This is a genomic window from Actinoplanes sp. CA-051413, assembly GCF_050955795.1.
Lineage (GTDB): Bacteria > Actinomycetota > Actinomycetes > Mycobacteriales > Micromonosporaceae > Actinoplanes.
This window is the reverse complement of record NZ_CP192100.1, coordinates 9296015-9308002: the sequence shown is the minus strand read 5'-3', so window position 1 is coordinate 9308002 and position 11988 is coordinate 9296015. Positions and strand designations below refer to the sequence as shown.

Genomic DNA, 11988 nt, shown 5'->3' with positions numbered 1-11988 from the left:
CGGTCCGGGCTGCGGCAGGATGGAGGGCATGACTGTGGGGACCCTTGTGCTGCTGCGGCACGGTGAGAGTGAGTGGAACGCCAAGAACCTGTTCACCGGCTGGGTCGACGTCGACCTCACGGCCAAGGGTGAGCAGGAGGCCCGGCGGGGCGGCGAGCTGTTGAAGGAGCACGGCCTGCTGCCCGACGTCGTGCACACCAGCCTGCTGCGCCGCGCGATCCGCACCAACGAGATCGCGCTGCACGCCGCGGACCGGCACTGGATCCAGGTGCGCCGTTCGTGGCGGCTCAACGAGCGCCACTACGGCGCCCTGCAGGGCAAGGACAAGAAGCAGACCAAGGAGCAGTACGGCGAGGAGCAGTTCATGCTCTGGCGCCGCTCGTACGACACCCCGCCGCCGCCGATCGACGACAGCGACGAGTATTCGCAGTTCGCCGACCCGCGCTACGCCCAGCTGCCGCCGGAGCTCAAGCCCCGCTCCGAGTGCCTCAAGGACGTCCTCCTGCGCGCCCTGCCGTACTGGTACGACGCGATCGTGCCGGACCTGCTGGCCGGCCGGACCGTGCTGGTCACCGCGCACGGCAACTCGCTGCGCGCCATCGTCAAGCACCTCGACCAGATCTCCGACGAGGCGATCGCCGGGCTGAACATCCCGACCGGCATCCCGCTGCGCTACGACCTGGACGAGAACCTGCGTCCGGTCACCGCCGGCGGCGCCTACCTCGACCCCGAGGTCGCCAAGGAGGCCGCCGCGGCGGTCGCCAACCAGGGCCGCTGACCTCCGGCAAACTGACAGCAGAAAGGCCGGGCCGCCCCCGTGGCGTCCCGGCCTTTTCGCGTTCGTGGGTCAGTGCTGGACGGGCTTGCCGGTGATCAGGTAGATCATCTGCTCGCCCGCGTTCACCGCGTGGTCGGCGTACCGCTCGTAGAAGCGGCCCAGCAGCGCGCCGTCGATCGCGGTCTCCGCCCCGTACGGCCAGTCGTCGTGCAGCAGGATCTTGAACAGGTCGCGTTCGAGGTCGTCCATCGCGTCGTCGTCCTTCTCCAGCTCGGCCGCCAGGTCGGCGTCGGGGCTGGCCAGGACCGTGGTGATCTTGTCGGCCATCCGGTCGGCGACCTCGGCCATCTGCCGGAAGACGGGCCGCAGCTCGGCCGGCACCGCCGGTGACGGGTGCCGGCGCAGGGCGGTCTTGGCCACGTGCTCGGCCAGGTCGCCCATCCGTTCCAGGTCGGCCGAGATGTGCAGGGCGGTGATGACCATCCGCAGGTCGGACGCGACCGGCGCCTGCCGGGCGATGGTGTCCGCCACCTTGGCCTCGACCTGGCGGTAGATGTCGTCGACCTCCGCGTCGCGCGCCACCACCGCGTCGGCGGCCTCCCGGTCGGCCTTGAGCAGGGCGGTGGTCGCCTTGCGCATCGCGGCGCGGACCGATTCCGCCATGGTCACCAGCAGGCGACTGACCTCGGTGAGGTCGGCCTGAAACTCCTCGCGCATGATTTCGTCCCGGGGTTCGGGGCTGCCGGCGAACCGGTGGCAGCCGGGTTGAGCTGGACTCGCGGGGCCCAGGCTAGGCGGGCGCGGCGGCCTGAACATGAACGGCGGTGAACGACGCCGGGCCTGGTGGTGAACATTGTTCGAAGCGCGCCGGTTTTGTCCGGTTAGCCGTACGGTCCAGGTAAACAATGACCCTACGATCGCAGCGTGGATCCGGTGTTCGGCACAGCCCTCGTTCTCGTCGCCCTCGCCCTCGGCGGGGTGGCCGGGTTCCTGCTGTCCCGGCGCGGCCGGACCGGGCCGCCGGTGACCGTGACCCGCAAGAAGCCGGCCGCGGCCCGGTCGACCGAGGGGGGACGAAAGATCGACATCGACGAGGAGCGCCTCGGCAAGCACGGCATGAAGGGCCTCGGCCGCAAGAGCCTGGACTCGCTGCGCGTCGGCGTGGTGGTGCTCGACGCGCAGGACGAGCCGGTGCTGGTCAACCCGGCCGCGCGGGCCATGGGGCTGCTGCGCTCCGGTGGTGCTCCGGGGACGATCGCGGCCCATCCGATTCTGCGTACCCTCGCCGGTCAGGTCCGCCGCACCGGCGTGCGCCGCGAGGTCGAGCTCGACCTGCCGCGTGGCCGCGCCGGCGGGGCCCAGGCGCCGCTGGGGCTGCACCTGCGCGCGGTGGCCCTCAATTCCACGCACGTCGCGGTGGAGGCGGCGGACGTGACCGAGTCGCACCGGCTGGCCCGGGTCCGCCGGGACTTCGTCGCGAACGTCAGTCACGAGCTCAAGACCCCGATCGGCGCGCTGCAACTGCTCGCCGAGGCCCTGCTGGATGCGACCGAGCTGCCCGAGGCCGAGCTGGCGGACCGTTCCGAGGACCTGATCGCGGCCCGGCGGTTCGCCGAGCGCATCCATCACGAGTCCGCCCGGATGGGCCGGCTCGTGAACGAACTGCTCGAACTGACCCGGCTGCAGGGCGCCGAACCGTTGCCCGCCCCGGAGCCGGTCGCCCTGGACTGGGTGATCGCCGAGGTCGTCGATCGGACCCGCACCACGGCGTCGGCGAAGCACATCGAGGTCGTCTACACCGGTCCCAAGGGCGCGACCGTGTACGGCAGCGACAGCCAGGTGGCCACCGCGGTCACCAACCTCGTCGAGAACGCGATCGCCTACTCGGGCGAGGACACCAAGGTCGTCCTGGCCATGCGCCAGGACGACGACTGGATCGAGATCGACGTCACCGACGAGGGCATCGGTATCGCCCCGCACGACGTCGACCGGATCTTCGAACGCTTCTACCGGGCCGACCAGGCCCGTTCCCGCTCGACCGGCGGCACGGGCCTCGGCCTGGCCATCGTCAAGCACATCGCCACCAACCACGGCGGCCGTGTCGAGGTGTCGAGCACACTTGGTGGTGGCTCGACGTTCACCCTGCGCCTACCGGCGCGCCCCCCGGAAACCCCCATGCCGTTACCGGCGGCGATTGAGATCGAGTCCGGCCCGGCCGGGCTCCCTTCGGCCTGACCAGGCCGCCCTTCAAGGAAGGAACCCCCATTGGCTCGCGTGCTCGTGGTCGAGGATGAGGAGTCGTTCTCCGACGCCCTGTCGTACATGCTGCGCAAGGAGGGCTTCGAGGTGTCGGTCGCGGCGACCGGGACCTCGGCCCTGACGCAGTTCGACCGGACCGGCGCCGACATCGTCCTGCTCGACCTCATGCTGCCCGAGATGTCCGGCACCGAGGTGTGCCGGCAGCTGCGGCAGCGTTCCGCCGTACCGATCATCATGGTGACGGCCCGGGACAGTGAGATCGACAAGGTCGTCGGGCTGGAGATCGGCGCCGACGACTACGTCACCAAGCCGTACTCGCCGCGCGAGCTCGTCGCCCGGATCCGCGCGGTCCTGCGCCGGCAGGGCGCTGAGGCGGCGGAGGTGACGACGCCGACGCTGGCGGCCGGCCCGGTCCGGATGGACGTGGAACGGCACGTGGTGACGGTGGACGGCTCGTCGGTGCAGTTGCCGCTGAAGGAGTTCGAGCTGCTGGAGCTGCTGCTGCGCAACGCGGGCCGGGTGCTGACCCGGGGCCAGCTGATCGACCGGGTCTGGGGCGCCGACTACGTGGGCGACACCAAGACCCTGGACGTGCACGTGAAGCGGCTGCGGTCGAAGGTCGAGCCGGAGCCGTCCGCGCCCCGCTTCATCGTCACGGTCCGGGGTCTGGGGTACAAGTTCGAGCCGTAGGCCGGTGGCACGAACGTGCGATGTGGAGGGTGTGACCAGCCGATAGCTTCAGGTCACCACGGCGGGCGAGCACGCTGCGCCGGGCCTGAACCGAGGTGCTCATGAATTCCTTCCCTTTGCGGCGGACCGTGCTGTCGATCGCCGTCGCCGGCCTTCTCTCCGTATCGGGCACTGCCTGCGGCGGCTCCGACACCGGCTCGTCGTCCGGGGCAGCGCCGACCGCCGCGGCCACCACTACCGGGGCGGCGGCCACGCCCGCGGGAGACAGCAAGACCGTCTCAGCCTCCGACCTGTGCGCCTTTCTCGAGAAGAACGTGTCCCGCTGGAAGGCGGCGGGCGGGGAGTTCGCCGCGATGACCCAGGTCACCGTGGAGTTGTTCGGCTTCTATCAGGAGCGGGGCCTGGTCCCGCCGGACACCGAGCTCGACGTGCAGACCAAGGCGGAGTGCCCGGACGTGCGCACCGAGGTCCTGAAGACCATCGGGTTCGACAACTTCGCCGACCTGTGAGGCAACGGGCGCCGGTCTGAGGGCCGGCGCCCGTTCCTGTCACGGGGTGACCGCGATGTTCGTCAGGCCGCTGGTCGCCCCGGTGACCGTGTTCGAGGCGTGGACCACGTTGAGGTTGCCCGCGCACTTGGACGTCGACGTCACGTTGACCGCCCACTTGCCGACGCCGCCCAGGTCGCTGCGGTTGTCCCGCCACGTGTTGCCGCAGCCGGAGCCCGCGGTCGGGTTGTGCGTCTCGTAGCCGTTCGCGAAGACGCCCGGCGCGCTGAACGTGCCCGTGTTGCTCTCGATCAAGTAGTTGCTGCCCTTCACGTCCAGCCAGGAGTCCGCCGAGTTCTGGCCCGCGATGCCCTGCCCGTTCCAGGTGTTGCCGCGGATCACGCCGCCGACCGTGCCCTCCTTGACGTCCACGTGCTCGGCCGCCACGTCCGGGCCGACCCGGTTGTTCAGCACCTGGATCCGGTCCGAGGCGTCGATGCCGCCGGTGTTGCCGTAGCAGGACCAGTTCGAGTTGGCCGAGCCCAGGTAGATGCCCTCGCCGTACTGGGGCTGGGTGGTGCCGGTGCGCTCGATCCGGGAGTTGCGGATGACGCCGTCCGCCGACGAGCGCCGGAAGTGCACGCCCTCGTCGCCGATGTCGTGCACGAAGACGCCGTCGATCGTGACGTGCGGGGAGGCGTCGATCATGATGCCCTTGGTCGCGCCGGTCACCGTGAAACCGCTGAGCTTCCAGTACGCGGCCCCGTACAGCCAGAAGCCGTAGCCCGGGTCGAAGCCGGCGGCCGGCACCGAGCAGCCCGGGTTGGTCCCCGACGATTCGGGGTTGGTCAGGATCGCCGTGGCCGGGCCGGTCAGGGTGATCGGCGCGGCGGCCGTGCCGACCGCCCGGCCCAGGAACGCGCCGCTGTAGGTGCCGGACGCCAGCCGGATCGTCTGGCCCGGCCGGGCGGCCGCCAGGGCGGCACTGAGCTGGTCAGCGGTGCTGACATCCACCATCGGGCCGGTCGCCGGCGGGGTCGTGCCGGGCGGGGGCGTGGGTGGTGCGGTCGTGGCCGGCGGCGTCGGGGCGGTGGTCGGGGCGGTGCCGCCGGTGCAGGGTGCGCCGTTGATCGTGCAACCCAGGGGTACGCCCAGAGCCGCCACGTTGAAGCCGAAGCTGACCGTGACACCGGGCGCGACCGTGCCGTTCCACGACACGTTCGTGAACCGGTGGTGGTTGCCGGTGCTGGCCCGCACCGAGCTCCACGAGCTGGTCACCGTGGTGCCGGCGGGCAGGTCGAACTCCACGGTCCAGCCGGTGGCGGTGGCATCGCCGGTGTTGGTGATGACGTAGTCGGCGCCGTAGCCGGTGTTCCAGCTCGACGGCTGGACGAAGGTGGCGGACAAGGCGGCACCGGCTGCGTGCGCATCCGGCGCGAGAGCGACGGCGGTGCCGCCGGCCACGAGGGCAAGGGTGCTGACGAGCAGGGGAAGTCGGGGGGACATTCAGTTAGTTAAATTAACTGATGGACTCCCGTCAATGGTCAGCTCGCCTGGGGCGGCGTCGCCGGCTCACGTCCGCCGCGCTTCTTCGGCGCCCGGGCCGCCTCCGCCGCGACCGTCGCCGGGTGCGGCGCGACCAGCTTGGACTGCAGGCGGATGTCGCAGAGCCGGGCCAGCTCGTCGTACGCCTCCTGGCCGACCAGCGCGATCAGCTCGGGCGCGTACGACTTGAACATCGGCTCGGTGCCGACGTGCGCGTCCGGTGAGGACGTGCACCACCAGTCCAGGTCGTGCCCGCCGGGACCCCAGCCGCGCCGGTCGAACTCGGTCAGCGTGGACAGCAGGTACTTCGTGCCGTCGGGCCGCTTCGTCCAGTCCTGCTCGCGGCGCACCGGCAGCTGCCAGCAGACGTCCGGCTTGTAGGTCAGCGGGTGCACGCCGTCGCGCAGCGCCTGGGCGTGCAGCGCGCAGCCACCACCCCCGGCGAAGTCGGCGTCGTTGAGGAACACGCACGGCCCGTCCTTGGACTGGGTCGCCGTCCGGCGGGCCGGCTTCTCGCCGTCGATGGTGTCCATCGCGGTGTAGTTCTTGAAACCGCGCCGGTAGTGCTGCCAGGTCTCGGGCGTCAGCTTGGCCGCGGCGTTCTTGGTGCGGGCCTCGTCGTCGGCGTCGGTGAAGAACGCCCCGTGCGAGCAGCAGCCGTCCTGGGCCCGGCCGGCCACGATGCCGTGGCAGGCGGAACCGAAGACACAGGTCCAGCGGGACAGCAGCCAGGTCAGGTCGGCCCGGACCACGTGCTGGTCGTCGGCGGGGTCGGTGAACTCGAGCCATTCCCGGGGGAAGTCGAGCGGAACTTCGCGGGCACGGGCGGCGGCCGCCTCGTCCATCACGATGCGTATCTGGGTGCGGCGACTCACCTGCGACAGCGTACGCGTGCGGGTGGTAAACCCTCGTGCGGCGGAGCGTTTCGCCCGTTTATATCCCGACTGGGAACTGGCGGGTGTGCCGGACGGGTCTACGCTTGACGGGTGACTTCCCGTGTCCCCGTACTCCTGTCCAGCTCCTCCGTCTTCCCCGAGCCGACCGCTGCCGCGTTCGAGATGGCGGCGACTGCGGGCTACGACGGTGTCGAGGTCATGGTGTGGACGGACGCCGTCAGCCAGGACGCCGGCGCACTGCAGGGCCTCGCCGATCACTACGAGGTTCCGGTGCTGTCGGTGCACGCGCCGTGCCTGCTCGTGACCCAGCGGGTGTGGAGCCCGGACCCGTGGGAGCGGCTCGACCGGGCCGCCCAGCTCGCCGAGACCCTGGGCGCGCCGACCGTGGTCGTGCACCCGCCGTTCACCTGGCAGCGTGACTACGCCCGCAACTTCGCCGGCGGCCTGGCCAAGCTCCAGGTGCGCCACCCGGACATCACATTCGCGATCGAGAACATGTACCCCGTCCGGATGGCCGGGCGCACCTTCGTGCCGTACGTGCCGGGCTGGGATCCGACCGAGGCGGGCTACGACGCGTACACGCTGGACCTGTCGCACGCCGCAGCCTCGCGGACGAACTCGATGGAGCTGGCCGACCGGATGGGCCAGGGCCTCAAGCACGTGCACCTGGGCGACGGCACCGGCGAGGGCCGCGACGAGCACCTGGTGCCCGGGCGGGGCAATCAGCCGTGCGCCGAGCTGCTGCAGTCGCTGGCCGGGCGGGGCTTCCAGGGCTCGGTGGCGCTCGAGGTCTCCACCCGCAAGGTGACCAGCCGCGCGGTCCGAGAGGCCGACCTGCGCGAGTCGCTCGCCTTCGCCCGGCACCACCTGGCGCCCGCCGCGACGGCGACCCCGGCCGCTACGCGGGGGTGAGGGTCGCGGCGCGTTTGCGGGCCCGGTGCGCGGCCACGTGCGAGCGGGTCGCGCAGCGCTCCGAGCAGAAGCGCCGGCAGTTGTTCGACGACGTGTCGAGATAGACGTTGCCGCAGCGCTCGTCGGCGCAGATGCCGAAGCGGGCGCTGCCGTACTCGCAGAGCCAGACCGACAGGCCCCACACCGCGCCGGCCAGGTATTCCGCGCTGACCGAGGCGCCCCGGCTGGTGACGTGCATGTGCCAGTCGGACGCGTCGTGCCCGGAGATGCGCGGCTGCACCGGGTACGCCTCCAGCAGCGCGTTCAGCTCGGTGACGGCGTCGGCGTCGCGTCCGGTGGTGCCGTACTCGAAGACGTCGCGCAGCCGGCGCTGGGCCCGGCGGAAGACCCCGAGGTCCTTCTCGCCCACCTCGTCCCGCATCCAGGCCTGCTCCTCGCTGAACAGCGCCCGGAGACCATCGAGGTCGCCGAGCCCGGCATTCACCAGCTCGACGGCCGTACGCGCGTACGCATCGAAGTTCACCCGACAACCGTAGCCGCACCGTGAAGGACAAAGACAGCTCTACCGCGAGGGTTGCGAGGACGGGCGATACGCTCGGCGCATGCTCCGTTCCGTCTTTCTCGCCGCCGCCGGGTCGTCCCGGATGGAGCGGCTGATCTCCTCCGCCCCGGTCAGCAAGGGGGTCGTCCGCCGGTTCGTGGCCGGCGCCGGTGTCGACGACGCCCTGCGCGCGAGCCGGGAGCTCGCCGACGACGGCCTCGCGATCAGCCTGGACTATCTGGGTGAGGACACGCTGACGGCCGAGCAGGCGACCGCCACCCGCGACCAGTATCTGACCCTGCTGGGCCGGCTCAGCGGTGCCGGACTGACCCCGGCGGCCGAGGTCAGCGTCAAGCTGTCCGCGCTGGGGCAGAAGGTCGACGACCGGATGGCGTTCGGCTACGCGCAGGAGATCTGTGCCGCGGCGGCCGCGGCGGGCACCACGGTGACGCTGGACGCCGAGGACCACACCACCACCGACTCGACCCTGGAGATCCTCGCTGAGCTGCGCAAGGACCACCCGGGCACGGGGGCGGTCCTGCAGGCGTACCTGCGCCGGACCGAGGGTGACTGCCGGGAACTGGCCACCACCGGCTCGCGGGTGCGGCTGTGCAAGGGCGCGTACGCGGAGCCCGAGTCGGTCGCCTACCAGTCCGCCCTCGACGTGGACAAGGCGTACGTGCGCTGCCTCAACATCCTGATGTCAGGCGACGGCTACCCGATGATCGCCACCCACGACCCGCGGCTGATCGCCATCGCCGAGGACCGGGCCCGCTGGTTCGACCGCTCGGCCGACGAGTTCGAGTTCCAGATGCTCTACGGCGTACGCCCGGAGGAGCAGGCCCGGCTGGCCGCCGCCGGCCACACCATGCGCGTCTACGTGCCCTACGGCGACCAGTGGTACGGCTACCTGATGCGCCGCCTGGCCGAGCGCCCGGCCAACGTGGCGTTCTTCGGCAAGGCCCTGACCAGCAAGAAGTAAGTCACCTTTCGGGGGAGAACACGCCACAAGAGGCGTGTCGGCTTGACTTTTTGTGGTTATTTCACGGAACGCATCGCCTTGATCACAGGAGTCTCGATACCGTACTGATGACACGCGCGCCCGCCCACCGCGGCGCACGGCCTGACGGCCGCGGCGGAGGCGCCTGCGAAAGGATCGGTGCGAGGAGATGACGGGTCCAGCCCAAGCCGAGGAGCGCCTCGCCGAGGTGCGCTTCCTGACCGTGGCCGAGGTGGCCGCCCTGATGCGGGTGTCCAAGATGACCGTCTACCGGCTCGTGCACGGCGGCGAGCTCAGTGCCGTACGGGTCGGTCGTTCGTTCCGGGTGCCGGAGCACGCTGTCCACACGTACCTGCGGGGAGCCTTCAGCCAAACGGCGTGACCATGGGGCCGTGTTGGTCCCTACCCGGCCGGGCCGCTACGCTGGAGCGGTCCGCCCCCGTGACACCTGTGCGCTTCCTGTTCGGCGCCGGTGCGGGGCGGGCCGCCGTCAAGCTCGGTCGGGTGTGCCTGCGGGTGCGCAGGGACCGGCCCCACATGGTTTCGAGAGGCATTTCGTATGGGCTCCGTGGTCAAGAAGCGTCGCAAGCGTATGGCGAAGAAGAAGCACCGTAAGCTGCTGCGCAAGACCCGCGTCCAGCGTCGCCGTCTCGGCAAGTGATGTCCGGCCGGGTGTGATGCCCGGCCCGGTCACTTGCCTTCCTCACCGCCGCATGCGAAAGGCGCGCCCGTGGTGACGTCTTCTCCCGCGGCCCCGCCGAGGGTCGTCGTGGTCACCGGGGTCAGCCGATTCCTCGGTGCCCGGGTCGCCGCCCGGCTCGCCGCGGATCCCCGTGTCGAACGTGTCATCGGCCTGGATCCGCTCGATCCGCCGCCCGCCCTCGCGGGCCTGCTGGCGGACGTCGAGCTGATCCAGGCTGACGCGCGCGCCGCGAGCGGTGCCATCGCCGAGCTCGGTGCCGAGGCGGTCGTCCACCTGGCGGTCACCAGCGCGCCCGATCCGCACAGCGGTGGCCGCGCGGCGATGAAAGAGCAGAACGTCATCGGCACGATGCAGCTGCTCGCCGCCGCCCAGGGGGCCGACCGGCTGCGCAAGCTGGTGGTGCGCTCCTCCACGGCCGCGTACGGTGCCTCGTTCCGCGACCCGGCCGTCTTCACCGAGGACACCGAGCCCCGGGCCGTCCCGCGGGGCTCCTTCGCGCGCGACATCCTCGACATCGAGGGCTACGTGCGTGGGTTCCGCCGCCGCCGGCCCGAGGTGGCCGCCACCGTGCTGCGGTTCGCGCCGTTCCTCAGCTCCACCGCCGAGACCTCACTCACCCGCTACTTCGCGCAGCCGGTGATCCCGACCGTGCTGGGCCGCGACGCCCGGCTGCAGTTCGTGCACGTCGACGACGCGCTGGAGATCCTGCACCGCTCGGTGGTCGAGGACCATCCCGGCACGTACAACGTGGCCGGCGCGGGCGTGCTGGCGCTGTCCCAGGCCGTACGCCGGGCCGGCCGGATCTCCCTGCCGCTGCCCGAGGGAGCGCTGTCCTCGGTCGCCGCGCTGGCCCGCAACGTCGGCGTCGGTCAGATCGGCCTGGACCAGATCGACCTGTTCGTGCACGGCCGGGTGGTCGACACCAGCCGGCTGGTCAAGGAGTTCGGCTTCAGCCCGCGGACGACCGCGGCCGCCTTCGACGACTTCATCCACGGTCACCGCACCGGCCAGGCGCTGAACGCCGACCGGCTGGCCGCTGCCGAGCGCGCGATCCTCGACGGCATCCGCCGGGTCCGGGCCGCCGCGACGCAGGACCAGGAGCACGCATCCTCATGACCCAGGACGAGTATCACGCCGCGCTGCCCGGGCACGCGGACTTCGAGCTGCCCGCGGCCCGGGCGCCGAAGCCCTTGAACGGCAACCGGCCGGGTCGCCGGCGGGTCCTGCCCGCGGCCAACGGCCACGCGCCGGCCCAGATCGAGGCGAGCGCCCCCGAGCCGGAGCCGCAGCCGGGCCCGATCGACGTCTGGGACCAGCGGGTGGCCAACGGGCTCGCCTTCCTGCGGCGGCGGCTGGCCGGGGCGTACGAGGTCGACGACTTCGGCTTCGACCCCGAGCTCAACGACGCGGTCTTCCAGCCGATGCTCAAGGTGCTCTACCGCGACTGGTTCCGCACCGAGGTGTTCGGCATCGAGAACGTGCCGGACACCGGCGGCGGTCTCGTGGTCGGCAACCACTCCGGCACGCTCGCCCTGGACGCGCTGATGCTCACCGTCGCCCTGCGCGACCAGCACCCGAGCGACCGGCATCTGCGGCTGCTCGGCGCCGACCTGGTGTTCCGCCTGCCGGTGTTGTCCGAGCTGGCCCGCAAGGCCGGTGCCACGGTGGCCTGCAACCCGGACGCCGAGCGCCTGATGAGCGAGGGCGAGCTGGTCGGGGTCTTCCCCGAGGGCTTCAAGGGCATCGGCAAGCACTTCTCGGAGCGTTACAAGCTCCAGCGTTTCGGCCGCGGCGGCTTCGTCTCGGCGGCGCTGCGCACCGGCACCCCGATCGTGCCGGTGGCGATCGTCGGTGCCGAGGAGATCTATCCGATCCTGGCCGACCTCAAGCCGCTGGCCCGGCTGCTCGGCATGCCGTACTTCCCGGTCACGCCGACGTTCCCGTGGCTCGGGCCGCTGGGCCTGGTCCCGCTGCCCAGCAAGTGGCTGATCGAGTTCTGCCCGCCGATCCCGACCGCGCACCTGACCGAGTACGCCGACGATCCGATGGTCGTCTACAACCTGGCCGATGAGGTCCGCGAGACGATCCAGGCCACATTGCACACTCTTCTGGAGAAGCGCCCGGACCCGTTCGGCTTGTAGCATGTGCAGTGAGGGGCGGCCCCGACTTTCGCAGT

Annotated in this window: 14 protein-coding genes; 10 read left to right on the top strand and 4 right to left on the bottom strand. The window is 71.2% G+C overall.

Annotated elements, in window-relative coordinates:
* The first annotated feature begins 19 nt into the window (after positions 1-19).
* Positions 20-778: a phosphoglyceromutase gene (locus ACQP2Y_RS43880; protein WP_360545675.1), complete on the top strand. Its 759-nt coding sequence runs from the start codon at positions 20-22 to the stop codon at positions 776-778.
* A 69-nt stretch (positions 779-847) separates the two neighbouring features.
* Here the strand turns inward: ACQP2Y_RS43880 and phoU are convergent, their stop codons facing one another.
* Positions 848-1495 carry a phosphate signaling complex protein PhoU gene (phoU, locus tag ACQP2Y_RS43875; protein WP_360545673.1) on the bottom strand — a complete coding sequence of 216 codons (648 nt, stop codon included), beginning with the start codon at positions 1493-1495 and terminating at the stop codon, positions 848-850.
* A gap of 216 nt (positions 1496-1711) precedes the next feature.
* On the opposite strand from phoU, the gene ACQP2Y_RS43870 reads away from it, so the two are divergent.
* The 3 genes from ACQP2Y_RS43870 (at position 1712) to ACQP2Y_RS43860 (ending at position 4236) form a co-directional block, all read left to right on the top strand.
* Positions 1712-3013, top strand: coding sequence for a sensor histidine kinase (locus ACQP2Y_RS43870; protein WP_433732341.1), 1302 nt, complete (start codon positions 1712-1714; stop codon positions 3011-3013).
* Positions 3014-3043: 30 nt separating this feature from the next.
* Complete coding sequence (locus ACQP2Y_RS43865; RefSeq protein ID WP_212986497.1) at positions 3044-3727, top strand: response regulator transcription factor; 684 nt, start codon at positions 3044-3046, stop codon at positions 3725-3727.
* 101 nt (positions 3728-3828) lie between these two features.
* Positions 3829-4236, top strand: a complete 408-nt coding sequence (locus ACQP2Y_RS43860) for a hypothetical protein (RefSeq protein WP_433722463.1) — start codon at positions 3829-3831, stop codon at positions 4234-4236.
* A gap of 39 nt (positions 4237-4275) precedes the next feature.
* On the opposite strand, the gene ACQP2Y_RS43855 is transcribed toward ACQP2Y_RS43860, so the two are convergent.
* Positions 4276-5721 carry a cellulose binding domain-containing protein gene (locus tag ACQP2Y_RS43855; RefSeq protein ID WP_433722461.1) on the bottom strand — a complete coding sequence of 482 codons (1446 nt, stop codon included), beginning with the start codon at positions 5719-5721 and terminating at the stop codon, positions 4276-4278.
* 38 nt (positions 5722-5759) lie between these two features.
* A complete protein-coding gene (locus ACQP2Y_RS43850) occupies positions 5760-6605 on the bottom strand; it encodes a hypothetical protein (protein WP_360547075.1) in 846 nt (281 codons plus the stop codon).
* Between the two features lie 141 nt (positions 6606-6746).
* On the opposite strand from ACQP2Y_RS43850, the gene ACQP2Y_RS43845 reads away from it, so the two are divergent.
* Positions 6747-7568, top strand: a complete 822-nt coding sequence (locus ACQP2Y_RS43845) for a sugar phosphate isomerase/epimerase family protein (protein ID WP_433722459.1) — start codon at positions 6747-6749, stop codon at positions 7566-7568.
* On the opposite strand, the gene ACQP2Y_RS43840 is transcribed toward ACQP2Y_RS43845, so the two are convergent.
* Positions 7555-8091: a CGNR zinc finger domain-containing protein gene (locus ACQP2Y_RS43840; protein ID WP_433722457.1), complete on the bottom strand. Its 537-nt coding sequence runs from the start codon at positions 8089-8091 to the stop codon at positions 7555-7557. The genes ACQP2Y_RS43845 and ACQP2Y_RS43840 overlap by 14 nt on opposite strands.
* A 79-nt stretch (positions 8092-8170) precedes the next feature.
* Between ACQP2Y_RS43840 and ACQP2Y_RS43835 the strand changes: the two genes are divergently transcribed.
* The 5 genes from ACQP2Y_RS43835 to ACQP2Y_RS43815 all read left to right on the top strand — a co-directional run bounded on the left by ACQP2Y_RS43835 (position 8171) and on the right by ACQP2Y_RS43815 (position 11953).
* Complete coding sequence (locus ACQP2Y_RS43835; RefSeq protein WP_360545662.1) at positions 8171-9091, top strand: proline dehydrogenase family protein; 921 nt, start codon at positions 8171-8173, stop codon at positions 9089-9091.
* A gap of 187 nt (positions 9092-9278) precedes the next feature.
* On the top strand, positions 9279-9491 hold the full coding sequence (locus ACQP2Y_RS43830; protein WP_125803603.1) for a helix-turn-helix domain-containing protein: 213 nt from the start codon (positions 9279-9281) through the stop codon (positions 9489-9491).
* A 177-nt stretch (positions 9492-9668) separates the two neighbouring features.
* The gene (locus tag ACQP2Y_RS43825) at positions 9669-9770 is read left to right on the top strand and encodes a 30S ribosomal protein bS22 (protein WP_007465623.1); all 102 of its coding nucleotides are present in this window, start codon (positions 9669-9671) and stop codon (positions 9768-9770) included.
* Positions 9771-9839: 69 nt separating this feature from the next.
* On the top strand, positions 9840-10928 hold the full coding sequence (locus ACQP2Y_RS43820) for an NAD-dependent epimerase/dehydratase family protein (RefSeq protein WP_433722453.1): 1089 nt from the start codon (positions 9840-9842) through the stop codon (positions 10926-10928).
* Positions 10925-11953 carry a lysophospholipid acyltransferase family protein gene (locus ACQP2Y_RS43815; RefSeq protein ID WP_433722451.1) on the top strand — a complete coding sequence of 343 codons (1029 nt, stop codon included), beginning with the start codon at positions 10925-10927 and terminating at the stop codon, positions 11951-11953. The genes ACQP2Y_RS43820 and ACQP2Y_RS43815 overlap by 4 nt, the downstream gene beginning before the upstream one ends.
* Positions 11954-11988: the final 35 nt, after the last annotated feature.

Bases quoted from the DNA above. Each gene is read 5' to 3' on its own strand.
- ACQP2Y_RS43850 (WP_360547075.1), bottom strand. From the start codon at position 6,605: ATGGACGAGGCGGCCGCCGCCCGTGCCCGCGAAGTTCCGCTCGACTTC.
- ACQP2Y_RS43830 (WP_125803603.1), top strand. From the start codon at position 9,279: ATGACGGGTCCAGCCCAAGCCGAGGAGCGCCTCGCCGAGGTGCGCTTC.
- ACQP2Y_RS43815 (WP_433722451.1), top strand. From the start codon at position 10,925: ATGACCCAGGACGAGTATCACGCCGCGCTGCCCGGGCACGCGGACTTC.
- ACQP2Y_RS43880 (WP_360545675.1), top strand. From the start codon at position 20: ATGGAGGGCATGACTGTGGGGACCCTTGTGCTGCTGCGGCACGGTGAG.
- phoU (WP_360545673.1), bottom strand. From the start codon at position 1,495: ATGCGCGAGGAGTTTCAGGCCGACCTCACCGAGGTCAGTCGCCTGCTG.
- ACQP2Y_RS43835 (WP_360545662.1), top strand. From the start codon at position 8,171: ATGCTCCGTTCCGTCTTTCTCGCCGCCGCCGGGTCGTCCCGGATGGAG.
- ACQP2Y_RS43860 (WP_433722463.1), top strand. From the start codon at position 3,829: ATGAATTCCTTCCCTTTGCGGCGGACCGTGCTGTCGATCGCCGTCGCC.
- ACQP2Y_RS43855 (WP_433722461.1), bottom strand. From the start codon at position 5,721: ATGTCCCCCCGACTTCCCCTGCTCGTCAGCACCCTTGCCCTCGTGGCC.
- ACQP2Y_RS43825 (WP_007465623.1), top strand. From the start codon at position 9,669: ATGGGCTCCGTGGTCAAGAAGCGTCGCAAGCGTATGGCGAAGAAGAAG.